This is a genomic window from Massilia sp. BGA-UO-ETr-WB1, assembly GCF_059567845.1.
In genome coordinates, this window is sequence record NZ_JCAQOT010000025.1 from 723,560 (window position 1) to 748,755 (window position 25,196).

Consider the following 25,196-nt stretch of genomic DNA (forward strand, 5'->3'; position numbering starts at 1 on the left):
ATGACAGTCTAGGCAGTCTACGCAGTCTAGGCTCGCCGGGACGGGGGCGCGTCATTCATGTGAATGACACAGCAGGCGATCGGACGATTAAGGCGACTGTTGGTCCAGAACGCCTATTACGGCGCTGACGACCGCTTCCGGCCGGGCGAACAGGATGGATTGGCCGGCGTCCTGCACCACGGCGCTGCTGCCGCGCGTGGACAGGGCGGCCAGTTGCTGCGCTGCGGCCGGTTCGGCCGACGGGCCGCGCGTGAGCACCACCAGCGGCATGTCGCCGTAGGTTTTGCGCGCCGCGCGCAGCTGGCTGGCGCTGGCGGCCAGGTTGTCGATTTCGGAGGCGCGTGAGCGCCAGTAGGCTGGCTTGGCCACCTGCGCCGCCTGCGCGGCAGCCAGTTTGGGGCCGGTTTCGCCGCCGGGAGCGTAGGCGCAGGCCGGGGCGGATGCCGTCTTGCCGCTGTTGGCGGCGTCCAGGCAGGCCAGCGCGGCGTCCAGCGCCGCAGCCTGCGGATGCGGGCCGGCACCGGCCGCCGGCGCTGCGGCCAGCGCTTCGTCGGCCGGCGGCTCCACCAGCACCAGGCCGGTGACGTTGTCGCGTCCGCGCGCGGCGAACTGCTGCGCGATCATGGCGCCGAAGCCGGCGCCCACCACCACGTACGGCCCGTCCATGCGCGCGTTCTTCAGCAGGAAGTGCAGATCCTTGGTGGCGTTGCCCGCCGTGGCGGCGCGGGTGGCAGGGTCGCTGAAACCCATGCCGGCGCGGTCGTAGACGCAGGCGCGGGTGCGCTTGGCCACTTCCGGCTGCACGGCGGACCAGTCCCAGCCCGCGCGTCCGCCGTCCGCTTCGAACAGCACGGTCGGCGAGCCTTTGCCCATGCAGTACATATTCAGCTTGCGGTCGCCCACGTCCACCTTGACCTGCCCGCTGGCGTAAGCATCCTGCCCCGCAGGCGGGGCGGCGTGGGTGCTGGCGGCGGCGAGCAGGAGGGCGGCGGCAGCCGCCCCGGAGAACATGGGCACCCGCATCATGCCGCGGCTTCCGCGCCGGTGGCGGCAGGGGCTGCGGCGGCTTCCTTCTGCTTGATCTGGCGGTTGACGGCGCTCAGAACGGCCTTGAAGGAGGCGGTGACGATGTTGCTGTCGATGCCGGCGCCGAACAGAGTCGGGCCGTTTTCCAGCCGCAGCTCAACGTAGCAGGCCGCCTTGGCGTTGGCGCCGGAGCCGATCGAGTGCTCATGGTAGTCCATCAGCTTGATGTCCAGACCCAGCGCGTCGACGAAGGCGTCGATCGGGCCATTGCCGCCGCCTTGCAGCGCCATGCTGGCGCCACGGTGGCTGAGGGCGATGTCGATCTGCACCGGCTCGTCGCTGGTGGTGTCTTCCTGCATCTTGTGCGAGCTGTAGGCGTAAGGCGCGGTCTGCTCCAGGTATTCCCGGCTGAAGATCTGGTGGATGCCTTCGGAGGTGATCTCCAGGCCGGTCTGGTCGGCCACCGCCTGCACCGCGCGGCTGAATTCAATCTGCAGGCGGCGCGGCAGCACCAGGCCGAAGTCCTGCTCGAGCAGATAGGCCATGCCGCCCTTGCCGGACTGGCTGTTTACGCGGATCACGGCGTCGTAGCTGCGGCCCAGGTCTTGCGGGTCGATCGGCAGGTAGGGGATTTCCCATGGCTGGTCCGGCTGCTGCTTGGCGAAGCCCTTCTTGATCGCGTCCTGGTGCGAACCGGAGAAGGCGGTGAACACCAGGTCGCCCACGTAAGGGTGGCGCGGGTGCACCGGCAGCTGGTTGCATTCCTCGACCAGCTTGCGCACGCTGTCGATGTCGGAGAAGTCCAGGCCCGGGTGCACGCCCTGGGTGTACAGGTTCAATGCCAGGGTCACCAGGTCCACGTTGCCGGTGCGCTCGCCGTTGCCGAACAGGCAGCCTTCCACGCGGTCTGCGCCGGCCATGACGGCCAGTTCGGCGGCGGCGATGGCGGTGCCGCGGTCGTTATGCGGGTGCACCGACAGGATCAGCGAATCGCGGCGCTCCAGCTTGCGCGACATCCACTCGATCTGGTCGGCATACACGTTGGGCGTGCTGCACTCCACGGTCGACGGCATGTTGATGATCATCTTCTTCTGCGGGGTCGGCTTCCAGATGGCGCTGACGGCGTCGCAGATATGCTTGGAGAAATCGAGTTCGGTGGTGGAGAACGATTCCGGCGTGTATTCGAAGCCCCAGTCGGTTTGCGGGTGCTGGGCCACCAGCTCTTTCACCAGCGTGGTGCCGGTGGTGGCGATGTTGGTGATCTCTTCGCGCGACATGCCGAACACCACCTTGCGGAACACCGGCGCCACCGAGTTGTACAGGTGGACGATGGCGCGCTTGGCGCCGGCCGCCGCTTCCACGGTGCGGCGGATCAGCTCTTCGCGCGACTGGGTCAGCACGATGATGGTGACGTCGTCCGGAATGCGGTCTTCGTCGATCAGCTTGCGCACGAAGTCGAAGTCGGTCTGCGAGGCCGAAGGGAAGCCCACTTCGATTTCCTTGATGCCGATCTTGATCAGCATTTCAAAGAAGCGCAGCTTCTTCTCCGGGCTCATCGGCTCGATCAGCGCCTGGTTGCCGTCGCGCAGATCGGTGCTCATCCAGATTGGCGGCTTGCTGATGATGGCGTTCGGCCAGGTGCGGTCGGTCAATTGAACAGCCGGGAAGGCGCGGTATTTCGCTGCTGGGTTTTGCAACATCATGGTGGTACTCCTGAGTCTTCTGAATTTTGGAAAGCCCTATGTCGATCATGGGCGCATGCGATGTGGCGTTGGCTGCCGGGCGGGCCACGAAGACGCTAGGCCAGGCAACCGGTCGGTAGCGATAGCAGTAGCAGCGCGAAACCGTCGAAGGTGCGTGCGGTGCTACGGTGCGTGTGGATAGCCGTGGTGGACATCGGTGCAAACTTTCCTGATTTTGGGGAGACTTGCGCAGCTTGTGGCCGGCGCAGGGGTACAACTGAGACGCGATTTTTAAGCGCGTGCTAGTAGGCGCGGCGCTAGCGATAGGGCGCTAGGAGCCGGCAGCAGGAAAGCGGATAGGTGCGGATGCGGGAACATGGGCTTTAATGTACGAGATCAGCAGTAGGGATGTCAAGAAAATTGATGGGGAGTTGCTAAATAATGCAGCTCCCCGATCAGCGCAGGCTGGCCTATGACGGCTCTCAGGCTGCTGGGCGCTTCTTACGGCGTACCGAAACGCCGAGCAGACCCAATCCCAGTGCCATCAAAGAAAACGTCGCCGGCTCAGGCACCTCGCCGACGCGTGTCAGGCTGGTCAGATCGGCATTGAAGCCAAGCCAGTTGTATTCGGTGGGCGAATAGTAGTTGAAGCTGACCCTGGCTTCGTCGAAGTCCGACAAGGACAGGGCCGTCGGCAGCTCGGTGTTGGAGAGCGCGGTACCGAAGAAGTTGGACAAGAATAACTCGACCGGTCCGCTGATTTGGAGAGAATCCCCGTAGTTCCAAGGCTGTGTTGAATGACCGTCGTCGTCGATGCATAGGCATCGCTGGTGCTCAAGGTGTAGCCGGTACGGTCGAAGGTGACGCTCAGAGAAATGTTGCCGAGGTAGAGTGCGCTGGACAGGTCTGGGTATTCCTGGACCAGATCGGCTGGCCTTTCGGTGTCGAAGGAAAACGTGCCGTGCAGAGTGTCGCCTTCCCTCAGGCCGCCGGCAATGGATTCTGGGTCCAGGGTGCCTTCACCGAGCAAGGCAACATAACCATTGTTCGCAGTGAAGTTGTACTGGATGATTTCCGCGTGAGCGCCAGTACTGGCGAGGAGGGTGAACAGGGAAGGGAGGGCGAGTTTCAGCAGTTTGTTGCGTATCATCGGAGTTGTATATGGAAAAGAAGGGTTAACTATTTATTATACCATCTTGCTAACTCTTTCGCCAAAACAGCTTTATGCAGCGACCCACACGCGCGGCGCGCCGGCGGCGGTGCGGCCCACCACGGCGGCGGCCTCGAAGCCCTCGCGCGCGAACAGCGCCAGCACCTCGTCCACGCTGGCCGGATCGCAGGCCACCAGCAGGCCGCCGGACGTCTGCGGGTCGGTCAGCAAGGCTTGCTGCGCCGGCGTGATGGCGGCCGACAGCGTCACGTCCTTGCCGTAGGCGTCCCAGTTGCGGCCGGAGGCGCCGGTGAAGTAGCCGTCCGTGGCCAGCTGCTCCACGCCGGGCAGCAACGGAATGGCGGCCATGTCCAGCTGCGCTTCCAGGCCGGCGCCGCGCGCCAGCTCCAGCAGGTGGCCCAGCAGGCCGAAGCCGGTCACGTCGGTCATGGCGTGCACGCCCGGCATCGCGGACAGCGCCTGGCCCGGCTTGTTCAACTTGGTGGTGTTGGCGATCATGGCGGCGTAGCCGTCCGCGTCCAGCTTGTCCTTCTTCAGCGCGGCCGACAGCACGCCCACGCCCAGCGGCTTGCCCAGCACCAGCACGTCGCCCGGCAGCGCGCCGGAGTTGCGCTTGACCTTGGACGGATGCACCAGGCCCAGCACCACCAGGCCGTAGATCGGCTCCACCGAATCGATGGTGTGGCCGCCGGCGATGGGAATGCCCGCCTCGGCGCAGATCGATTCGCCGCCCTTGATGATCTGGCCTATGGTGTCGATCGGCAGCTTGTTGACCGGCATGCCGACCAGGGCCAGCGCCATGATGGGCGTGCCGCCCATGGCGTACACGTCCGAGATGGCGTTGGTGGCGGCGATGCGGCCGAAGTCGAACGGATCGTCCACGATGGGCATGAAGAAATCGGTGGTGGCGATCAGCGCCTGCTCGTCGTTGAGCTTGTAGACGGCCGCGTCGTCCGAGGTTTCGATGCCCACCATCAGTTCCTTCGGAACCGGGAAGCCGTGGGTGTTTTTCAGGATTTCCGACAGCACGCCAGGGGCGATTTTGCAGCCGCAGCCGCCGCCGTGGGAAAAGGAGGTGAGTTTGATAGGTGTTTGCATAATGCCCGTCACGATATCACAAGCCTGCAGTGCCTTGCAGGCGGGCGCTTGCGCCGGAGCTTCGGTTACAATCAGCCATGAGCTCACTTCATGCATCATTCCGCAACGCCCGGCCGGAACAACTGGCGGACGCCTTGCAGCATGCCCGGGCTTACACGCTGGCGCTGTTCGACTGCGCCGCGGCGGCCGGGCTGGACGCGGCAATCCGCGTGCCGCAGCTGCGCAGCCTCAATCCGCCGCTGTGGGAGCTGGGCCGCACGGCCTGGTTCGCCGAGTGGTTCGTGCTGCGCGAGGCCACCTCCAGCCACCCGGCCGACGCCGAGCCGAACGCCTTGCTGAGCAAGGGCGACGACTGGTTCGACGCCAACACCGTGCCGCACGGCGCGCGCTGGAACCTGGACCTGCCCAGCGCGGGCGCGCTGAAAACCTACTGCCGCGAAGTGCTGGACCGGGTGCTGGACCAGCTGTCGCGCTGCGGCGGCAGCGACACCGAACTCTATCCCTACCGGCTGGCGCTGGCCTACGAGGACATGCAGGGCGAAGCCATGCTGTCGGCCTTGCAGACGCTGGGCGTGGCGGTGCCGCCGGAACTGGCGCGCGACGAGCCGAGCTGGCCGCAGCAGTCCGAGATCGGCTTCCCGGGCGGTACACTGCACATGGGAAGCCAGGGCGGGGTGGGCTTCGTGTTCGACAACGAACTGCAGTCCCACGCCTGCTACGTGCCGCCGTTTCGCATCGACGCGGCGCTGGTCAGCAACGCGCAGTATGCCGATTTCGTGGCCGACGGCGGCTATGAGCGGCGCCAGTACTGGAGCACGGCCGGCAATGCCTGGCTGATGCGCCAGGAGCGCTCGGCGCCGCGCTACTGGCAGCGCGACGGGGCCTACTGGCGCACCATGCGCTTCGGCCATCTGAGCACGCTGGCCGGGCCGGAGCCGGTGCGCCACATCAGCCTGTTCGAAGCGCAGGCTTACTGCGCCTGGGCCGAACGGCGCCTGCCCACCGAGGCGGAATGGGAATACGCGGCCCTGTCCGGGCATCCGGCGTTCCGCTGGGGGCCGCTGTGGGAATGGACCGCCACGCCGTTCGAGCCGTATCCCGGCTTCGAAGCGGGGCCGTGGCGCGAATACTCGGCGCCGCACTTCGCCACCCACCAGGTGCTGCGCGGCGCCTCCTTCGCCACGCCGTCGCGGCTGGGATCGGCCCGTTTCCGCAATTTCCACCTGCCGGGCCGGGACGACATCTTCGCAGGCTTGCGCACCTGCAGCTGGTAACTGCGTATTCAAAGGCCAGGCAGTTTTCGGCTCGAAAAATTGATAAAATCAGAACTTGATTTAACAATCTCGAGGTCATGAATGAAACGTGCGTTAACCTGGTTGCTGACGGCGCTGACGGCCATCGTGCTGGCTGTCGTGCTGCTGGTGACGCACACGTCGCACTTCAAGCCGCTGCGGCTGGACTGGTTCTACACGCGCGTGTTCGCCACCTTCGCCATGGACAGCCCGGAGCTGCTGTCTTCGTTCGGCGTGCTGCCGCGCTGGCTGGATTTTTTCAGCAGCCGCCTGGACGACGCTTCGCCGGCCCATGAGCGCAAGGTGATGGCGGAGATGAAGGACAACCTGGCGGTGCTGGAGAGCTATGACCGCGCGGACCTGGACCGCGACGGCAAGCTGTCCTACGACACGCTGCACTATTTCATGACCATGCAGGTGGAGGGCGAGCCCTACCTGGCGCACGCTTTCCCGGTCAACCAGCTCGACGGCATCCAGGCCACGCTGCCCGACTTCATGGTGCAGGTGCACCGCATCGCCGGCGCGGGCGATGCGGAAAACTACATCGCGCGCCTGCGCCGCTTCCCGGTCAAGTTCGCGCAGGTGCTGGAGCGGATGAAGCTCAGCGAGAGCAAAGGCATCGTGCCGCCGCGCTTCACGGTGGAGAAAGTGCTGCGGCAGATGCAGGCCTTCGTCGCCACGCCGCCGCAGCAGCACCGGCTGTACCTGGACATGCGCGACAAGCTGGCGGCGCTGCCGCCCGGGACGCTGGACGATGCCACGCGCGCCAGGCTGCTGGCGGATACCGAGGCGGCCCTGCAGGGCCAGGTCTATCCGGCTTACCGCAGCCTGATTGCCTACTTCGTCGCCCTGCGCGGCAAGGCACTGAAGAACGACGGCGCGTGGAGCCTGCCGGACGGCGACGACTACTACGCCTGGGCGGTACGCATGCACACCACCACCGACTTCACGCCGCAGCAGGTGCACAGCCTGGGCCTGGCCGAGGTGGCGCGCGTGGGTGCGGAGATGGATGTCATCCTGAAGGAGCAGGGACTGGACGAAGGCAGCCTGGGCGAGCGCGTGATGCGCCTGTCGGCGCGGCCCGAGCAGAAATATCCGGATACGGCGGAGGGCCGCGCCGCCATGCTGGCGCACTACCGCGCCATTATCGACGAGGCCAGCAAAGAACTGGGCTCGGCGTTCAGCATGCGTCCGCGCCTGGCGCTGCGCGTGGAGCCGGTGCCGGCCGCGCTGCAAGCCACGGCGCCCGGCGCCTATTACCAGCCCGGAGCGTTCGACGGTTCACGGCCCAGCGTGTTCTTCGTGAACATGCGCACGGTAAGCGAAACGCCGAAGTTCTCCATGCGCACCCTGGCGCATCATGAAGGCTTGCCGGGCCATCATCTGCAGATCGCGGTGGCGATGGAACTGGAGGATGTGCCGTTCTTCCGCAAGGTGATTCCGTTCAGCGCTTACCAGGAAGGCTGGGCGCTGTATGCCGAGCGGCTGGCCAGCGAGCTGGGATGGGAGAAGACGCAGCTCGACAAGCTGGGCCGCCTGCGCGACGACATGATGCGCGCCACGCGGCTGGTGGTCGACACCGGCATCCACTACAAACGCTGGACGCGCGAGCAGGCCATCGCTTACATGCTGGAGAACACCGGCATGCCGGAGGGGGACGTGACGGCGGAAGTGGAGCGCTATTTCGTATCGCCGGGGCAGGCGCTGGCCTACAAGGTGGGCATGCTGACCATGCTGTCGTTGCGCGAGCACGCGCAGCAGGAGCTGGGCGACAAGTTCGACCTGAAGGCCTTCCACGAAGAAGTGCTGACGCACGGCGCCCTGCCGCTGAAGGTGCTGGAGCACGTCGTCAGCGACTGGGTGGCCGCGCGCAAGCGGAGCTGAGGCGGCGGGTTGGCGCGCATAGCGCGTAACCCGCCACTGCAATCAGATCAGCGATTCGCCCAGCTTGGCCAGGTGGGCGCTGTAGGCTTCCACGTCCAGCTCTTTGCGCGCCACGCCGCTGCGGAAGGCGGCTTGGGCGATCTTCGGCGTCACGCCGACCAGCAGGCGCGGATCCAGCAGGCCGGGCACCACGTAGTCCTTGCCGAAGCGCTCGTCGCTGCGGGCCATGCCGGCCAGCGCCACCACGCAGGCGATCTTCATCTCCTGGTTGATGGTGCTTGCGCCCGAGTCCAGCGCGGCGCGGAACAGGTAAGGGAAGCACAGCGCGTTGTTGATCTGGTTCGGATAGTCCGAGCGGCCGGTGGCGATGATGGCGTCCGGCGCCACTTCGCGCACCAGCTCGGGGCGCAGCTCGGGCTCCGGGTTGGCCAGCGCGAAGATGATGGGCTGCTTGGCCATCGATTTCACGTCCGCCTGCGACAGCAGGCCGGGACCGGACAGGCCCAGGAACACGTCCGCGCCTTCGATCACTTGCGACAGCTTGGTGGCCTGCGTGTCGCGCGCCCAGGCTTTCTTCTCGCCGTCCAGTTCGCGCGCGGTGGTCAGCACGCCTTTGCTGTCGCACACGAAGATGTTCTCGCGGCGCGCGCCCAGCGACAGGATCAGATCCAGGCAGGCGATGGCGGCGGCGCCGGCGCCCGAGCAGACGATCTTGATGTCGGCGATGTCGCGGCCGGTCATTTCAACCGCGTTCAGCAGGCCCGAACCGACCACGATGGCGGTGCCGTGCTGGTCGTCGTGGAACACCGGGATCGACAGGCGCTCGCGCAGCTTGCGCTCGATGTAGAAGCACTCCGGCGCCTTGATGTCTTCCAGGTTGATGCCGCCGAAGGTCGGGTGCAGCGCGGCGATGATGTCGACCAGCTTGTCAGGATCGGTTTCGTCGATCTCGATGTCGAAGGAGTCGATGCCGGCGAACTTCTTGAACAGCACCACTTTGCCTTCCATCACGGGCTTGCCGGCCAGCGCGCCGATATTGCCCAGGCCCAGGACGGCGGTGCCGTTGGTGATCACGGCCACCAGGTTGCCCTTGGCGGTGTACTCGTAGGCCAGCGCAGGGTCGCGCTGGATTTCAACGCAGGGCACGGCCACGCCGGGCGAGTAGGCCAGCGACAGGTCGTCCTGGCTGGCGACGCTCTTGGTGACGGCGATGGCGATTTTGCCCGGGCCGCCGGCCTTGTGATAATCCAGTGCCTTCTGTTCGAAAGTGCTCATGAAACAAATCCTTTAATATGCGAAAAACGCCTGCCCGAGCATAAGCCAGGGCAGGCGTGGTGATGACTGAATGCGGCTAATAACTGATATTACCAACACTATCCGCGTACGCGGTGCGCTTCCAGCCTGTGGATTTCACTTACTCAGCGTGTTGATCAAGGGTACAGGCCGCGTACCTCACGCGCTTGCAGCACGCGGGTGCAGGCCAGGATGAAGGTCGCGGTGCGCAGCGTTACCTTCTTGTCTTGCGATACTTCCCAGACTGCGTTGAACGCGTCTTGCATGATGCGCGTCAGGCGTGCATTGATCTCGTCCTCGCTCCAGAAGAAGCTGGAGAAGTCCTGCACCCACTCAAAGTATGACACGGTCACGCCGCCGGCGTTGGCCAGCACGTCCGGCACGATCAGGATGTCCTTGTCGGACAGGATGTCGTCCGCTTCCGGCGTGGTCGGGCCGTTGGCGCCTTCGAGGATGATCTTGGTGCGGATCAGCGGCGCATTGGCGGCGGTGATCTGCTGTTCCAGGGCGGCTGGAATCAGGATGTCCGATTCAATGCCCCAGAATGCATCGCGGTCCATGAACTGTTCGATGCCCGGGAAGCCTTTTACGCCGCCCGTTTCCGCTACGTGCTTGTGCAATTGTGCCACGTCCAGGCCGTTCGAGTGCACCACGGTGCCGGTGTGGTCCTGCACGGCGATGACTTTTGCGCCGGCATCGGCGAACATGGTTGCCGCTACGCCGCCCACGTTGCCGAAGCCCTGGATCGCCACGCGGGCGCCCTGGATTGCCACGCCGCGCTTGGCCGCTGCCGCCTGGCCCACCACGAACACGCCGCGGCCGGTTGCTTCGCGGCGGCCCAGCGAGCCGCCCAGCGAGATCGGCTTGCCGGTCACGACGCCGGTCGACAGGTTACCCTCGATCATGGCGTAGGAGTCCATCATCCATGCCATCACCTGTTCGTTGGTGTTCACGTCCGGCGCCGGGATGTCCTTGTTCGGGCCGATGATCAGGCTGATCTCGCTGGTGTAGCGGCGGGTCAGGCGCTGCAGTTCGCCGCGCGACAGGGTTTTCGGGTCAACGCGGATGCCGCCCTTGGCGCCGCCGTATGGCACGTTCACGGCCGCGTTCTTCACGGTCATCCATGCCGACAGGGCCATCACTTCGGACAGGGTCACGTCCTGGTGGAAGCGCACGCCGCCTTTGCCCGGGCCGCGCGACATGTTGTGCTGCACGCGGTAGCCTTCGTAGTGGGCGATGGAGCCGTCGTCGCGCTCGATCGGCACGTCAACGGTCAGGATGCGCTTGGGGCGCTTCAGCGTTTCCACCCAGCGCGACAGGCTGCCCAAGTGCGGGGTAACGCGGTCGATCTGCTTCAGGTACTGGCCCCATGGACCGAGATCTTCTGGATTGAGGTAGGACGGCAGTGCGTGTTGGGTGGTCATGCTTGGCTCCTGTTTTATTCGATGGATTCTTCGTTCGACGCGGTGCTTGTGGCGTTGCGTTAGCGAGGCGAATCATAGGCTGGAGCTCTGCAAGGCGGCTAATGCTGTATGCGCATCCGCCTATGCAAAAAAAGCATAACGTTACAATCGTTGAGTAAAAATTAACGTTCCGAGGCCGGCACGCGGCGCTTTTTGTCGGACGTTTTCTGCAGGCTCTCGAGGTAGTCCCACAGCCGCGAAACGATGAATTTGCCGGGCCGCGAGGGCGAAGGGCGTTCGCGGTACAGGCGGATTTCCATTTCGATCTGCCAGTCCTGCACGCCGCCGTCGGCGGGCGCCAGCAGCTTCTGTTTCAGCTCGCGCGTGACGGCCGATTCGGGCAGGAAGGCGATGCCGCGTCCCTCCAGCGCCATCATTTTCAGGCCTTCCGCCATATCGGTTTCGTAATGGTTTTCCAGGTGCAGGGCGGTCTTGGTGTCCGCCAGGATCAGCTCCACCATGCGGCCCAGGTAGGCGTTGTTGGTGTAGGAGAGGAAGGGCAGCGGCGCCTGCTTGGTTCCGGGCAGCGTGAACTCGGGCGTGCGCGTCTTGTCGCAGCGGGCGTAGGCGCGCATGGCTTCGCGGCCCAGCACCAGCATGTCGTAGCGGCCGGGATCGAGCTGCACCGGCTGGCGCGGATGGTGGTAGCACAGCAGCAGGTCGCAGCCGCCTTCCACCAGCTGCAGCACGGCGTCGTGCACATTGAGCGCCATCAAACGGCTGTTGATGGGGGCGAAGTCGGTCTCCAGCTGGGTGATCCATTTCGGGATGAAGGTCAGCGACAGCGTGTGCGGCACGGCCAGGTCGATGCTGTTCATGGCGGCGGCGCGCTTGTTGCGCAGCAGCTCGCGCACGCCGTTGATCTGGCCCAGCATTTCCAGCGCCTGCTCGTAGAACACCAGGCCGGCCGGCGTCAGGCGGGTGGGGTAGGAGGTGCGGTCCACCAGGTCGGTGCCGAGCCAGTTTTCCAGCGACTGGATGCGGCGCGAGAAAGCCGGCTGCGTCACGTGCCGCTGCGAGGCGGAGCGGCTGAAGTTATTGGTCTCGGCCAGCGAGATGAAGTCTTCCAGCCATTTGGTTTCCATGCTTGATCCAGCGCAAACGAGAGAGTGCGATTGTATTTCATTTCTTGCGCTGCTTCTGCATTGCAGCATATACTAAGTCAAGTCATATGACGACTGACAACTTAGTGTTTGTACAAATATCACCAACCTTTCCAAGGAGCAGTGGCATGAGCAAACGGATCAACCATTTCAAGCGGGCGCTGAAGAGCGGCACGCTGCAAATCGGCCTGTGGTCTGGGCTGTCGAGCAACGTCACGGTGGAGGTGCTGGCCAATGCGGGCTTCGACTGGCTGCTGCTGGACATGGAGCACTCGCCCAACGAGCTGCCCATGGTGCATTCGCAGCTACAGGCGATTGCGCAGGGATCGGCCCAGCCCATCGTGCGCCCGCCGTGGAACGACACCGTGGTGATCAAGCGGCTGCTGGACGTGGGCGCGCAGACCTTGCTGATTCCCTTCGTGCAGAACGCGGAGGAGGCGCGCCAGGCGGTGGCCGCCACGCGCTATCCGCCGCACGGCGTGCGCGGCTTTTCGACGGCGGCGCGCGCCTCCGACTATGGCCGCGTGGCAGACTACTGGGCCACCAGCAGCGACGATATCTGCGTGCTGCTGCAGGTGGAAACGCCGGAGGCGATCGCCAATATCGAGGAAATCGCCGCCGTGGAGGGGGTGGACGGCATCTTCATCGGCCCGGGCGACCTGGCCGCCTCCATGGGCCACCTGGCCAACCTGAAACACCCGGACGTGGTGGCCGCCATTGAGGGCGCGGTGCGCCGCATCGTCGCCACCGGCAAGGCGGCCGGGGTGCTGATGGGGGACGAGGCGCTGGCGCGCCGCTACATCGCGGCCGGCTGCACCTACACTGCGGTAGGCAGCGACATCGGGCTGCTGGCGCGCGGCGCCGAAGCGCTGGCCGGAAAATTCAAGAACGCCGCCTGAGCGCGGCCCATCAAGAGGAGCATGGATATGAGTAATGGCGTAACTAAAATCGGCTTTATCGGTCTCGGCATCATGGGCGCGCCGATGGCGGCGAATCTGCTGAAAGGCGGCCACGAGCTGTTCGTACTGCAGCGCAAGGCGCTGCCGCCCGCGCTGGTGGAATTGGGCGCGGTGGCCTGCGCCAGCAGCAAGGAAGTGGCGCAGAAGGCGGACGTGATCATCCTGATGGTGCCGGATACGCCGCAGGTGGCCGAGGTGCTGTTCGGCGAAGGCGGCGTGGCGCAGGGCCTGAGCGCCGGCAAGACGGTGGTGGACATGAGCTCCATTTCGCCGATTGAAACCAAGCAGTTCGCGGAGCGCATCAACGCGCTGGGCTGCCAGTACCTGGACGCGCCGGTGTCCGGCGGCGAAGTGGGCGCCAAGGCCGCCACGCTGACCATCATGGTGGGCGGCAGCGAAGAGGCGTTCAACGCGGTCAAGCCGCTGTTTGAACTGATGGGCAAGAACATCACGCTGGTGGGCGGCAACGGCGACGGCCAGACCACCAAGGTAGCCAACCAGATCATCGTGGCGCTGAACATCGAGGCGGTGGGCGAGGCGCTGCTGTTCGCTTCGCGCATGGGCGCGGACCCGGCCAAGGTGCGGCAGGCGCTGATGGGCGGCTTCGCCGCCTCGCGCATCCTGGAAGTGCACGGCGAACGCATGATCAAGCGCACATTCGATCCGGGCTTCCGCATCGAACTGCACCAGAAGGATTTGAACCTGGCGCTGAGCAGCGCGCGCGCCATCGGCGTGAGCCTGCCCAATACGGCGACGGCGCAGGAGCTGTTCAACACCTGCGCGGCGCACGGCGGCAAGGCCTGGGACCATTCGGCGCTGGTGCGGGCGCTGGAGATCATGGCAAACTACCAGATCGGCGCCAAGCTGCCTGAATAGGATACGCTCATGACATCTCAAGCCACTTTATTGCGCAGCATGTTCGACGCCGCCGTGGCGGCGGCGCAGCCCTCGCTGTGCCTTCCGGCGCACTTGCCCGAGCCGCCGCGCGGGCGCACGCTGGTGATCGGCGCGGGCAAGGCCTCGGCCGAGATGGCGCGCGTGCTGGAGCAGCACTGGCCGGGTGAATTGAGCGGGCTGGTGGTCACGCGCTACGGCTATGCGGTGCCGTGCGAACGCATCGAGATCGCCGAAGCGGCGCATCCGGTGCCGGACGCGAACGGCATGGCGGCGGCGCGCCGCATCCTCGGCATGGTGCAGGGGCTGACGGCGGACGACTTGGTGATCTGCCTGATTTCCGGCGGCGGTTCGGCGCTGCTGCCGCTGCCGGATCCGGCACTGGACCTGGCGGTCAAGCAGGAGATCAACCGCGCGCTGCTGCAAAGCGGCGCCACCATCGGCGAAATGAATTGCGTGCGGCGCCACCTGTCCGCCATCAAGGGCGGGCGGCTGGCTGCGGCCTGCCATCCGGCGCGCGTGGTCACGCTGCTGATTTCGGACGTGCCGGGCGATAACCCGGCCGACATCGCGTCCGGCCCCACCTGCGGCGACGCCACCACCTGCGCCGATGCGCTGGCCATCCTGCAGCGCTACGGCATCTCGGTGCCGGAGGCGGTGACGCGGCTGCTGGAGTCGGGCGCCAGCGAAAGCATCAAGCCGGGCGACCCGCGCCTGGCGCGCAGCGAAATCCGCCTCATCACGGCGCCGCAAATCGCGCTGGAGGCGGCAGCCGAGGTGGCGCGCAAGGCCGGCATCGTGCCTTACATCCTGGGCGACAGCATCGAGGGGGAGGCGCGCGACGTGGGCATCGTCATGGCCGGCATGGCGCGCCAGGTGGCCATGCGCGGGCAGCCGTTCGAAGCGCCGTGCGTGCTGCTGTCCGGCGGCGAAACCACGGTGACGATACGCGGCGGCGGCCGGGGCGGGCGCAACGTGGAATTCCTGCTGTCGCTGGGCGTGTCGCTGAACGGCCACCCCGGCATTTACGCCATCGCCTGCGACACGGACGGCGTGGACGGCCAGGAGGAAATCGCCGGCGCCATCATCGGGCCGGACATGCTGGAGAAGGCGTGGAGCTTGCGCATCAATCCCCGGATAAGCCTGGCCAACAACGACGGCCACGGCTTCTTCCAGGCGATAGGCGCGTCGGTGGTGTGCGGGCCGACGCTGACCAACGTGAACGACTTCCGCGCCATCTACGTCGAACCGCAGCAGTGATTTACCGGATCACGCCGTAGCGCACATCCTGTGCTTTCAAATAGCTGCGGTAGGCCAGCGACATGCGGTCGCAGGCTACCGACACTTCGGCGCCCGGCGTGAGGGGCATGCGCTGCGGCCGCTGGCTCTCCACGATGGGCAGGTCTTGCAGGAAGATGGTGTCCTGGAAGTGGCGCAGCTCTTCGTCGCGTGAAGTGAAGTCGTTCAGCGCGAGCATGATCCAGACTCGGGAAGTGGTTTCCGTCAACGGCTGCACGTGCAAGCTGATTGCGTCGGAAGGCGCTTCCCGGGCGCTCGCAGTGTCTGGGGCGGCGGCGCAAGCTGCGTTCGTGCCGCCGCCGGCCGCCGCCGGGCCGGCTGGCAGCTTGGTCAGGATAGCGGTGAGCGGGCGCACCACGCGGTAAGTGTATTCGACCTCCATGCCGGCCGCCGCGTCCTTGCTGGCTTGCGGCTGCCACGCGCGGCACTGGACCGCGCGTACGCCTTTACCGTACGCGGCGTCGTCGAACTGTTCGACCGTATAGTTGGCGATAGCTGCGCGCTCCTGTTCACCCAGTATGCCTTCGTGGACGAACGCGAAGTGCGACATGTCGAGGAAGTTTTCGACGATGCGGGGACCTGCGGCCTGTACATCGTAGGGGCCGCACAGCACCTTGCGCAGCCGGGCATCGCTGAACTCGGGGAAGGGCGGCACCTCGCCTGCGGGCGTGCCGAGACAAACCCACACCAGCCCGTAGCGCTCCTGCGCGTGGAAGGTTGCCACTTGCGCCTTCAGATTGGCTTGCGCAAGGTCGGGCAGGGCGGGGATGTGCTCGCACCTGCCCGTGCTCCCGAAGCTCCAGCCGTGGTAGGCACAGCGCAGTGTGTCGCCTTGCAGCGTACCCAGGGACAGCCGCGTGCCCCGGTGCGGGCAACGGTCCTCCCAGGCGTTGATCCGTCCGGCGCTGTCGCGCCAGAGCGCCAGCGGCAAATCCAGCAATTGCGCCCGCACGATGGCGCCGCCAGCCACGCCGCCGATCGCGGCGGCAGCGGCAACCGGGTGCCAGTCGTTGTACAGCGCGGTATCGTGCGGGTTCATGCGCGCTCCTTATTTGGGAATACTGCCTTCGACGCCCTGCACGTAGTAGTTCAGCGACAGCAGTTCCTTCAAAGGCATCACCGCGCCCGCTGCCACTTTCACGGCGCCCGACTGGTCCTTGATCGGACCCTGGAAGGGGTGGAATTTGCCGGCAGTGATGGCCGCCTTCTTCTCTTCGAACGCCTTGGCGGCATCGGCCGGCACGGCCGCGTTCAGCGACGACATCTTGACCATGCCCTCCTTCAGGCCGCCGCGCACTTCGCCGCTTTTCCAGGTGCCGGCCATGACGGCCTTGGCGGTCTCGGTGTAGTAGTCGCCCCAGTTGTTGGTAGCCGCCGTCAGGTGGGCCTTGGGCGCGAACTTGCTCATGTCCGAATCCCAGCCGAAGGCGTAGACGCCTTTTTCCTGCGCCGCCTGCAGCGTGGCCGGCGAGTCGGTGTTCTGGTTCAGCACATCGGCCCCTTGCGCGATCAGGGTTTCCGCCGCTTGGCGTTCCTTGGCCGGGTCATACCACGAGTTCACCCAGATCACTTTCGTCTTGATGCCGGGGTTCACGCTTTGCGCGCCCAGCGTGAAGGCGTTGATGTTGCGAACCACTTCCGGGATCGGGAAGGAGGCCACCACGCCCAGCGTCCTGGACTTGGTCATCTTGCCCGCGAGGATGCCGTTCAGGTAGGCGCCTTCATAGAGCTGCGTTTCATAGGTGCCCATGTTCTTGCCGGTCTTGAAACCAGTGGCGTGCAGGAAGACCGTTTTCGGGAAGGTCTTCGCCACTTTCTCGGTTGGGTTCATGTAGCCGAAGGAGGTGGTGAAAATCAGCTTGTTGCCGTCGGCTGCCAGCTTGCGGATCACGCGCTCGGCGTCCGCGCCTTCCGGCACGCTCTCGACGAAGGTGGTTTTCACTTTGGCTCCCAGCGCTTTTTCCATGGCCAGGCGGCCCTGGTCGTGCGCGTAAGTCCAGCCGGCGTCGCCGACCGGGCCGACGTAGACGAAGCCCACCTTCAGCGGTTCCTCAGCGTGAGCAAGGCCGGAGTGGAAGGAGGCGGTGGCGGCCAGGGTGGCCAGTGCGGCGGCAAGCAGTTTACGGCGATTCATCGTGTTCATCCTCTCAGGGTTTGGTGGAAGCGGATCAGAAATGGTATTCGGCGCGTATCATCGGAGTCTTGGCGAATGCGCCGCGGCCCGCCGGGCCTTTATGGTCGTTGCCGAACTTGTTCCTCCAGTACTGGTACTCGATGCCGACCTTGAAGGTGTTCTTGGCGGCGCCCACGGCAGCGCTCATGTCGTACATGATCTGCATGTCGATGTTGGTTTCCGGCTTGGTCGCGCCGCCGAACTCATCTTTGCCCTTGCTGGCGATGTAGTTGGCGTAGCCTTCGAACGACAGCGGTATGCCGGCGCTGAAAGGAATGCCCCAGGCCGCCGTCAGCATCGGATGCACGTCGTAGTCGTAGCGCGGCGTGCTCACTTTCGAGAAGCCGCTATAGGGCGCGTTGCTTTCCCACAGGGCCAGCAGGCTGACGTCGAGGAAGCCCGGCACGTCCAGATTGAGCGTGGGGCCGGCCACCACCATGCGCTTCTTGGAGTTGTAGCCCGCATCGGTCTTGGTGTTCATGTCGAAACCGGCGGTGAAGCCCAGGCCGCGCATGGGACCCATCTTGAAATTGCTGCCGGTGACCTTGCCCAGGTCCAGCGTGTGGCGGTAAAGGACGTAGACCTCGTGCGCACCGCTGCTGGCCCCCACGGCCGAGGGATCGTTTTTGTCCGAGAACAGCATGTCCGCGCTGAAGAAGTTCTTGCCGTAGGCGTAGCCGCTGACGTGGCTCAGGTTGACGATGTTCTTCTTGATGTCGGCCGGATTGAACGGTTCGGCGAAGTCTGTTCCGTAGCGGTAACTCAGCGAGGTGTCGCTCCAGTCCGCTGCTTGCGCGCTGCCGGCCAGCATGGCGATGACTGAAACGACTGCGGTCTTCAATAACTTGTTGGACATGCTCTAACTCCCTCGTTGGTTGGTATGGTATGACTGCCTACCTCTTTAGCAATAACCGGGCCAGATGCGGCATAGCAATAACCGGGCCAGATGCGGCACCGGTTGCGCGCCGTCCGGGCCGGTCAGAAACCGGCCAGGGCGTCGGCCAGGTTCACTTTGCGGCCCGACGCGCCCAGGTTCAGGCGCGATTCGATCTCCACCAGGTGATGTTCGATCAGCGCCACGGCTTGCGCTTCCTCGCCTTCACTTATCAGCGCCACCAGGCGTTTATGCTCGTCGTTTTCGCACATGTGCGTGCCGGGGCTTTCATAGAGCGCGATGATCAGCGAACAGCGCGACACCAGCTCCGCCATATAGCGCTGCAGCACCTGGTTGCCGGCCAGCTCGGCCAGCAGCAAATGGAACTCGCCGCCGAGGCGTATCCAACTGGCGCGGTCGCCGCTGCGGCGCGCCTCGTCCTCTTCGACCAGCGCCGCATGGATACGCTGCAGCGAGGCGGGCGTGGCGTTGCGTATCGCCAGCGGCACGATCGCGCGCTCGATGGCGCGGCGCGCGGCGAAGATGTCGCGCGCCTCGGCCGGAGTGGGCGAGGCGACCACCGCGCCCCGGTTGGGCCGCAGTTCGATAATGTGTTCGTGCGCGAGCCGTTGCAGGGCCTTGCGCACGGTGGTGCGGCTTACCTGGTACAGCTCGCAAAAATCCGCTTCGCCCAGGTGCGTGCCGGGCGGCAGGCGGTGGCTCATGACGGCGTTGAACACGGCGCGGTGTATGCGCAGGTCCACTGCCGTGGTGCCGCGCTTGGTGGGCGCGTCCGCGGCGGCTTTGGACGGCGGCTGCTTACTCATGGTGTGGAGTCTCCTGTTCTGTGGTGAAACAGCTATATGCAGGATTCGTGCTCACATTGTGTACGATACGCTGCGCCTTTCACGACAATTCTGTATACAGTTAAGTTCAATCGTGGTGAAGATGCTACTGTCCACTATCCTTTTTGGTGCGCGGTGCGCCAAATGCGGGCGGCGGACATTGCGACGGCAGGCCCGTAACGGCGGGCTCCTCACATCATGCCCTTGCATGCATGGTATGCAACTTGCATAACGTTCAGTTGTATACAACCGCAGTCAGGAGTATCGACAAATGAATCGAACCGCAGCCCCGACGTCCCCGCCGCGCGCAGAGCCGCGCTTGCAGATGCTGGGCATTTCCAAGATCTATCCCTCGGTCGTGGCCAACGACAACATCAACCTCACGGTGATGCCGGGCGAGATACACGCCGTACTGGGCGAGAACGGTGCGGGCAAGAGCACGCTGATGAAGATCATTTACGGGGTGACCCAGCCGGACGGCGGCGAGATCCTGTGGGAGGGGAAGCAAGTCCGCATCGATTCGCCGTCGGCCGCGCGCAAGCTGGGCATCGGCATGGTGTTCCAGCACTTCGCGCTGTTCGACACGCTCACCGTGGCCGAGAACATCGCGCTGGCGCTGGACGAACGGGCCACGCCGGCCGAACTGGCGCCGCGCATCCGCAAGGTGTCCGAGGAATACGGCCTGCCGCTGGACCCGGAGCGGCTGGTGCACAGCATGTCGGTGGGCGAGCGGCAGCGGGTGGAGATCGTGCGCTGCCTGCTGGCGCATCCGAAGCTGCTGATCATGGACGAACCCACGTCGGTGCTCACGCCGGACGCGGTGCTCAAGCTGTTCGAGTCGCTGCGGCGGCTGGCGTCCGAGGGCTGCAGCATCCTGTACATCAGCCACAAGCTCGATGAGATCCGGGCGCTGTGCGGCCAGGCGACCGTGCTGCGCGGCGGGCGCGTGTCCGGCACGGCCGTGCCGCGCGAAGAAAGCGCGCGTTCGCTGGCCGAGCTGATGATAGGCCGTGAGCTGCCGGTATGCCGCATCGCGCCGCGCAAGCCGGGCGAGGTGCGCATGGCGCTCAAGGGACTGAACCTGGCCACCATCGACCCTTTCGGCACGGTGCTCAAGGATATCGGGCTGGAGCTGCATAGCGGCGAGATCGTCGGCATCGCCGGCGTGTCCGGCAACGGCCAGCAGGAATTGCTGAAGGCGATTTCCGGCGAGCTGCCGCTGGCGGCAGCCGGCGCGCTGGAGCTGCTCGGCCAGCCGGCGGGCAGGCTCGATCCTGCCCAGCGGCGCGAACTGGGCATGTGTTTCGTGCCCGAGGAACGCCTGGGGCGCGGCGCGGTGCCGGGCCTGTCGCTGGCCGACAATGCGCTGCTGACCGGCTATGTGCCGGCCGGTGCCAGCGGCATGGTGAGGAAGGGCTTGATACGCTACGGCGCCGTGAAGGACTTCGCGCGCAAGGTGATCGAGCGCTTCGACGTCAAATGCGGCGGCGAGGCGTCCGTTGCCAGCAGCCTGTCCGGCGGCAACCTGCAAAAATTCATTGTCGGCCGCGAGATCGCGCTGGCACCCAAGGTCATGGTGCTGGCGCAGCCCACCTGGGGCGTGGACATCGGCGCCGCCATGCTGATACGCCAGGCCATCATCGACCTGCGCGACCAGGGCGTGGCGGTGCTGGTGCTGTCCGAGGAGATCGACGAACTGTTCATGATGAGCGACCGCATCGCCGTGCTGGCCAAGGGCCGGCTGTCGCGCGCGGTGCGCGTGGCCGACTCCAGCGTCAACCAGATCGGCGTGTGGATGAGCGGCGATTTCAGCGCCGGGCCCGCCGCCACCGAACAATCGCAAGGAGAAAACCATGTCCCGGCTTGAAGCCCGCCCCGAACCGTCGCGCACGATGATGCTGGCCTCGCCGCTGATCGCGGCGCTGGCCATGCTGGTCACCAGCTCAGTGCTGTTCTACGTGCTGGGGCAGGAACCCCTGCACGCGTTCTACGTCTACTTCATCAAGCCCGCCGCCAGCATGTACGGCGTGGGCGAACTGCTGCTCAAAGCCACGCCGCTGATCCTGTGCGGCGTTGGGCTGGCGCTAGGCTTCCGCGCCAATGTCGCCAACATCGGCGCCGACGGCCAGCTCACCATGGGCGCCATTGCGGCCGGCTGCGTGGCGCTGTACTTCGACGGCGTGGAGGCGTGGTGGGTGTTGCCGCTGATGCTGCTGGCCGGCGCGCTGGGCGGCATGGCGTGGGCCGCCATCCCCGCGCTGCTGCGCACGCGCTTCAACACCAGTGAAATCCTGGTGTCGCTGATGCTGGTGTATGTCGCCTATTTGTACCTTAGCTACCTGGTGCACGGCCCCTTGCGCGATCCGGCTGGTTTCAACTTTCCGCAGTCGAAGATGTTCGGCGATTCCGCGCTGCTGCCCTTGCTGGCGGAAGGCTTGCGCGTCAATGCGGCGTTGCCGCTGGCGCTGGCGCTGGCCGTGGCGGCCTGGTTCTTCTGCGCGCGCACCTTCGCGGGTTACCGTATGCAGGTCAGCGGCATGGCGCCGATGGCGGCCGCTTACGCGGGCTTCAGCGAGCGGCGCAATGTGTGGGGCGCCTTCCTGATCAGCGGCGCGCTGGCCGGGCTGGCCGGCGTGGGCGAGGTGGCGGGACCGATTGGTCAACTGCAGCCCTCCGTGTCGCCGGGCTATGGCTTCGCGGCCATCATCGTCGCCTACGTCGGCCGGCTGCATCCACTGGGCGTGGTGCTGGCGTCGCTGCTGATGTCGCTGCTGTATATCGGCGGCGAATCGGTGCAGATCGAGCTGCAGCTGCCGAATGCCATCACCGGTCTGTTCCAGGGCCTGCTGCTGTTCTATCTGCTGGCGGCCGACCTGTTCATTCACTACCGCTTCAAGCCGCGCCAGCGTGCCGCTACGGTCCTGCAGGGAGAAACAGCATGAACCCGGAATATTTGATCGCGTTCCTTGCCAGCACCGCAGGCGCGGCCACGCCGCTGGTGTTCGCCTCCGTAGGGGAACTGGTGGCGGAACGCTCCGGCGTGCTGAATCTGGGACTGGAGGGCATGATGCTGGTGGGGGCGGTGGTGGGATTCTCCGTTACGCTGGGCACCGGCAACGCGGGTATGGGCTTGGTGGCCGCGATGGCGGCGGGCACGGGGATGGCGCTGCTGTTCGCCTTCCTGGTGCTCACCCTGCAGACCAACCAGGTCGCCACCGGGCTGGCGCTAACGCTGTTCGGCATCGGTCTGTCGGCCTTCCTCGGGCGCGGGCTGGTGGGGCAGACCGTGGAGCCGTTGACCAAACTGTCCTTGCCGGTTTTGTCGGACTTGCCCTTCATCGGGCCGCTGTTGTTCCGCTTCGACGGCATGGTCTACGCCTCGGTGCTGCTGGTGATCGCGGCGGGGTGGATGCTGGCGCGTACCCGGCTTGGCCTGCTGATACGCGCGGTTGGCGAGTCGCCGCACAGCGCGCACGCGGTCGGTTTCCACGTGATCGGCCTGCGCTACGGCTGCGTGCTGTTCGGCGGCGCGATGGCGGGGCTGGCCGGCGCTTACATGTCGCTGGCGCTGACGCCGATGTGGGTGGAGGGCATGACGGCCGGCCGCGGCTGGATCGCGCTGGCGCAGGTGGTGTTCGCCACGTGGAAGCCGCGCGGCGTGCTGCTGGGTGCTTACCTGTTCGGCGGCGTGACGGTGCTGCAGTTTCATGGCCAAGGGCTGGGCATCGCGGTACCGTCCGAGTTCCTGTCCATGTTGCCTTACCTTGCGACCATCGCGGTGCTGGTCTACATTTGCCGCGATCCCAAGACCATCCTGTTGAACAAGCCCATGTCGCTGGGGCAGAACTTCAAGGCGGACTAGTCAGCTATTGGTGAGGTTCATGCCGGCCACGCTGCCCAGCACGGCGGCCAGCGTGTCCAGCTGCGCCGGGTCCGAATTGCGCAGCAGTTCGGCGCTCACTTCGCGCGCCGTCACCATGGCGTTGTCCAGCATCTCGTGGCCGGCGGAGGTGATGACGGCGTAGCCGACGCGGGCATCGCGCGGGTCCGGCTGGCGCGCCACCATGCCGTTTTTCTCCAGCGGCAGCAGGGTGCGCGTGACGCCGGACGCGGTCAGGCCCTGGCGCTCGGCCAGGTCCACGCGGCGCAGGCGGCCGCCGGGCGCCTTGGCCAGATGGTTGAGCAGCATGAAGTCGCCGAAGCTCAGGCCGAAGTGGCCGCCGAGTGCCGCGTCCAGGCGGCGCACCATGGCCGCTTGCGCGCGCGCCAGGCGCAGGCAGAAGTCGAGGGCGGCGTCGCCGGTAATGTTTTCCATGATGAGTCCTTGAACGTTATTTGACTGATGATTGATAAATGATTGAGTGAGCAAGTATATGGCCGGGGCGAAAAAAAAGCCACCGGTTTTTTCGGTGGCTTTTCATCTAGAGCTGAGCGCGCGGATTAACGGTCGCCGTAGCTGCGGCGTGCGCCGTCGGTGCGGGCGCCTTTGTAGCCGCCAGCGCCGCCGTCGCGGTTGAAGCTGCCGCCTTCACGGTTGTAGCCGCTGCCGGTGCTGGCGCCTTCGCGCGGGTAGCCGCCGCCTTCCTTGCGCGGAGCGCCCGGCTTGCTGAAGCTGCGCTGGCCTGGCTTGCCGCCACGGTTGTCGCCTGGTTTCCAGCCGCCTGGACGGGCAGCCGAACGCGGAGGCGCGGTGCGCTTAGGCTCGAAACCTTCGATCGTCGTGACCGGGATCAGCTGCTTGGTGAAACGCTCGATGCGCTTCACGTTCATGCCTTCGGCGTGGTTCACCAGCGAGATCGCCAGACCATTGCGGCCGGCACGGCCGGTACGGCCAATGCGGTGCACGTAGTCTTCAGCGAACTTCGGCAGGTCGTAGTTGAACACGTGGGTGATGGTCGGAACGTCGATGCCGCGTGCCGCGACGTCGGTTGCCACCAGCACTTTCACCTGGCCGCGGCGCATGCTGTCCAGGGTGCGGTTGCGCGCGCCCTGGTGCATGTCGCCGTGCAGCGCGGCTGCCGAGAAACCGGCGATGTTCAGACGGTCGGCGATGGTGTCGGCGTCACGCTTGGTGGCGGTGAACACCACTGCCTGGTCCAGCGTTTCGTCGCGCAGCAGGTGGTCCAGCAGGCGGTTCTTGTGCGACAGGTCGTCCACGAAGTGCACGCGCTGCGAGATGTTCTCGTGCTTGTTGGCGGCGCTGATGATCTGGATGACCATCGGGTCCTTGGTGATGCGGCGGGCCATATTGCCCACTACGCCGTCCAGGGTGGCCGAGAACAGCATGGTCTGGCGGCTGTCCGGGGTGGCGGCAACGATCTTCTCGATGTCGTCGATGAAACCCATGTCCAGCATGCGGTCGGCTTCGTCCAGCACCAGGATCTGCAGCTGGGAGAAATCGATCTTGCCCGATTCCATATGGTCGATCAGGCGGCCCGGGGTCGCCACCAGGATTTCCGGATTGCGTGACAGCAGTTGCATCTGTTTAGGGTAAGGCATACCGCCCAGGATGGACACGGCCTTGATGCCGCGCAGGTTCACTGCGTACTTGTCGGTATTGGTGGTCACTTGCAGGGCCAGCTCGCGGGTTGGGGTCAACACCAGCATTTTTGGCTGTGCAGCTTTGAAACGTGGACGCTCGCCGCGTGCTTTGGCGGCTTGCATTTCCTGGTTAGGGGTCTTGCCGGCGGCAGCCGGCGGCAGTGCGGCCAGACGGGTCAGCGACGGCAGCATGAAAGCTGCGGTCTTGCCGGAACCGGTCTGGGAGGATACCAACAGATCCTTGCCCGCGATAGCGGCGGGCACAGCTTGCTCCTGCACCGGAGTAGGCTTGGTGTAGCCGGCGTCGGTCAGGGCTTTGAGTACGGACGTGTTGATACCAAGTGCTTCAAAAGTCATTCTTATCTTTCGTAAAAATCAGCGTTCATGCAAAAACGCAGAACGCAAAATAGCAACGCCAACCAAACGAAATGACTCTAACAAACCAGATTAGAAATTTCGGCACAAAAGCTTTGCGCCGGGACGGTGTCTTATTCGACACACAAGGCGGGGGGCTTTATAAGCGTCATCGGGACGATGCGCTAAGGCTTGCGTAGCTGCTGTTATTCTAAGTGCCGACTGCGTGTTGCAGCGCACAAGCC

General features: G+C 65.3%; 21 protein-coding genes. 8 read left to right on the forward strand and 13 right to left on the reverse strand.

Annotated features, from left to right (window positions below; all coding sequences use genetic code 11):
• Positions 1-87 precede the first annotated feature (87 nt).
• From AC56DV_RS21465 to selD, 4 genes are all read right to left on the reverse strand, one after another.
• Positions 88-1,026 (reverse strand): alpha/beta fold hydrolase, encoded by a 939-nt coding sequence (locus AC56DV_RS21465; RefSeq protein WP_496316252.1) that lies wholly within the window; start codon positions 1,024-1,026, stop codon positions 88-90.
• Positions 1,023-2,729, reverse strand: a complete 1,707-nt coding sequence (leuA, locus tag AC56DV_RS21470; RefSeq protein WP_496316253.1) for a 2-isopropylmalate synthase — start codon at positions 2,727-2,729, stop codon at positions 1,023-1,025. Before leuA ends, AC56DV_RS21465 begins: the two co-directional genes overlap by 4 nt.
• A gap of 461 nt (positions 2,730-3,190) precedes the next feature.
• The gene (locus AC56DV_RS21475; protein WP_496316254.1) at positions 3,191-3,445 is read right to left on the reverse strand and encodes a PEP-CTERM sorting domain-containing protein; all 255 of its coding nucleotides are present in this window, start codon (positions 3,443-3,445) and stop codon (positions 3,191-3,193) included.
• A gap of 485 nt (positions 3,446-3,930) precedes the next feature.
• Entirely contained in the window at positions 3,931-4,977 is a 1,047-nt protein-coding gene (selD, locus tag AC56DV_RS21480; protein ID WP_496316255.1) for a selenide, water dikinase SelD, read from the reverse strand.
• A 77-nt stretch (positions 4,978-5,054) separates the two neighbouring features.
• Here selD and senA point away from each other — a divergent pair, with 77 nt between their 5' ends.
• Positions 5,055-6,251 carry a selenoneine synthase SenA gene (gene senA, locus AC56DV_RS21485; RefSeq protein WP_496316256.1) on the forward strand — a complete coding sequence of 399 codons (1,197 nt, stop codon included), beginning with the start codon at positions 5,055-5,057 and terminating at the stop codon, positions 6,249-6,251.
• An 81-nt stretch (positions 6,252-6,332) separates the two neighbouring features.
• Positions 6,333-8,153, forward strand: a complete 1,821-nt coding sequence (locus AC56DV_RS21490; protein ID WP_496316257.1) for a DUF885 domain-containing protein — start codon at positions 6,333-6,335, stop codon at positions 8,151-8,153.
• A gap of 42 nt (positions 8,154-8,195) precedes the next feature.
• Here AC56DV_RS21490 and AC56DV_RS21495 read toward each other — a convergent pair whose 3' ends face one another.
• From AC56DV_RS21495 to AC56DV_RS21505, 3 genes are all read right to left on the reverse strand, one after another.
• Entirely contained in the window at positions 8,196-9,428 is a 1,233-nt protein-coding gene (locus AC56DV_RS21495; protein ID WP_496316258.1) for a malic enzyme-like NAD(P)-binding protein, read from the reverse strand.
• A gap of 155 nt (positions 9,429-9,583) precedes the next feature.
• Positions 9,584-10,870 (reverse strand): Glu/Leu/Phe/Val family dehydrogenase, encoded by a 1,287-nt coding sequence (locus AC56DV_RS21500; protein ID WP_496316259.1) that lies wholly within the window; start codon positions 10,868-10,870, stop codon positions 9,584-9,586.
• Between the two features lie 161 nt (positions 10,871-11,031).
• Positions 11,032-11,994, reverse strand: coding sequence for a LysR family transcriptional regulator (locus AC56DV_RS21505; protein WP_496316260.1), 963 nt, complete (start codon positions 11,992-11,994; stop codon positions 11,032-11,034).
• A gap of 146 nt (positions 11,995-12,140) precedes the next feature.
• Between AC56DV_RS21505 and AC56DV_RS21510 the strand changes: the two genes are divergently transcribed.
• The 3 genes from AC56DV_RS21510 to AC56DV_RS21520 are packed head-to-tail and all read left to right on the forward strand — an operon-like array spanning position 12,141 to position 15,125.
• Positions 12,141-12,911 (forward strand): aldolase/citrate lyase family protein, encoded by a 771-nt coding sequence (locus AC56DV_RS21510; protein WP_496316261.1) that lies wholly within the window; start codon positions 12,141-12,143, stop codon positions 12,909-12,911.
• Between the two features lie 27 nt (positions 12,912-12,938).
• On the forward strand, positions 12,939-13,847 hold the full coding sequence (glxR, locus tag AC56DV_RS21515) for a 2-hydroxy-3-oxopropionate reductase (protein WP_496316262.1): 909 nt from the start codon (positions 12,939-12,941) through the stop codon (positions 13,845-13,847).
• A gap of 9 nt (positions 13,848-13,856) precedes the next feature.
• The gene (locus tag AC56DV_RS21520) at positions 13,857-15,125 is read left to right on the forward strand and encodes a glycerate kinase type-2 family protein (protein WP_496316263.1); all 1,269 of its coding nucleotides are present in this window, start codon (positions 13,857-13,859) and stop codon (positions 15,123-15,125) included.
• Position 15,126: 1 nt separating this feature from the next.
• Here the strand turns inward: AC56DV_RS21520 and AC56DV_RS21525 are convergent, their stop codons facing one another.
• The 4 genes from AC56DV_RS21525 to AC56DV_RS21540 all read right to left on the reverse strand — a co-directional run bounded on the left by AC56DV_RS21525 (position 15,127) and on the right by AC56DV_RS21540 (position 19,038).
• Positions 15,127-16,203 carry a Rieske 2Fe-2S domain-containing protein gene (locus AC56DV_RS21525; RefSeq protein WP_496316264.1) on the reverse strand — a complete coding sequence of 359 codons (1,077 nt, stop codon included), beginning with the start codon at positions 16,201-16,203 and terminating at the stop codon, positions 15,127-15,129.
• 9 nt (positions 16,204-16,212) lie between these two features.
• Positions 16,213-17,307, reverse strand: coding sequence for a BMP family ABC transporter substrate-binding protein (locus AC56DV_RS21530; RefSeq protein WP_496316265.1), 1,095 nt, complete (start codon positions 17,305-17,307; stop codon positions 16,213-16,215).
• A 25-nt stretch (positions 17,308-17,332) separates the two neighbouring features.
• Positions 17,333-18,193, reverse strand: coding sequence for an outer envelope protein (locus AC56DV_RS21535; RefSeq protein ID WP_496316266.1), 861 nt, complete (start codon positions 18,191-18,193; stop codon positions 17,333-17,335).
• A gap of 122 nt (positions 18,194-18,315) precedes the next feature.
• Entirely contained in the window at positions 18,316-19,038 is a 723-nt protein-coding gene (locus tag AC56DV_RS21540) for a GntR family transcriptional regulator (protein WP_496316267.1), read from the reverse strand.
• A gap of 289 nt (positions 19,039-19,327) precedes the next feature.
• Between AC56DV_RS21540 and AC56DV_RS21545 the strand changes: the two genes are divergently transcribed.
• Genes AC56DV_RS21545 through AC56DV_RS21555 form a run of 3 tightly spaced genes read left to right on the forward strand, consistent with a single transcriptional unit; the run spans position 19,328 to position 22,918 of the window.
• Entirely contained in the window at positions 19,328-20,923 is a 1,596-nt protein-coding gene (locus AC56DV_RS21545; protein WP_496316268.1) for an ABC transporter ATP-binding protein, read from the forward strand.
• The gene (locus AC56DV_RS21550; protein ID WP_496316269.1) at positions 20,910-21,998 is read left to right on the forward strand and encodes an ABC transporter permease; all 1,089 of its coding nucleotides are present in this window, start codon (positions 20,910-20,912) and stop codon (positions 21,996-21,998) included. Before AC56DV_RS21545 ends, AC56DV_RS21550 begins: the two co-directional genes overlap by 14 nt.
• Positions 21,995-22,918 carry an ABC transporter permease gene (locus AC56DV_RS21555; protein WP_496316270.1) on the forward strand — a complete coding sequence of 308 codons (924 nt, stop codon included), beginning with the start codon at positions 21,995-21,997 and terminating at the stop codon, positions 22,916-22,918. Before AC56DV_RS21550 ends, AC56DV_RS21555 begins: the two co-directional genes overlap by 4 nt.
• Here AC56DV_RS21555 and AC56DV_RS21560 read toward each other — a convergent pair whose 3' ends face one another.
• Together AC56DV_RS21560 and AC56DV_RS21565 are read right to left on the reverse strand one after the other, a co-directional pair.
• Positions 22,919-23,371 (reverse strand): MarR family winged helix-turn-helix transcriptional regulator, encoded by a 453-nt coding sequence (locus tag AC56DV_RS21560; protein ID WP_496316271.1) that lies wholly within the window; start codon positions 23,369-23,371, stop codon positions 22,919-22,921. It lies immediately after the preceding gene.
• A gap of 125 nt (positions 23,372-23,496) precedes the next feature.
• Positions 23,497-24,954, reverse strand: coding sequence for a DEAD/DEAH box helicase (locus tag AC56DV_RS21565; RefSeq protein ID WP_496316272.1), 1,458 nt, complete (start codon positions 24,952-24,954; stop codon positions 23,497-23,499).
• Between the last annotated feature and the right edge of the window lie 242 nt (positions 24,955-25,196).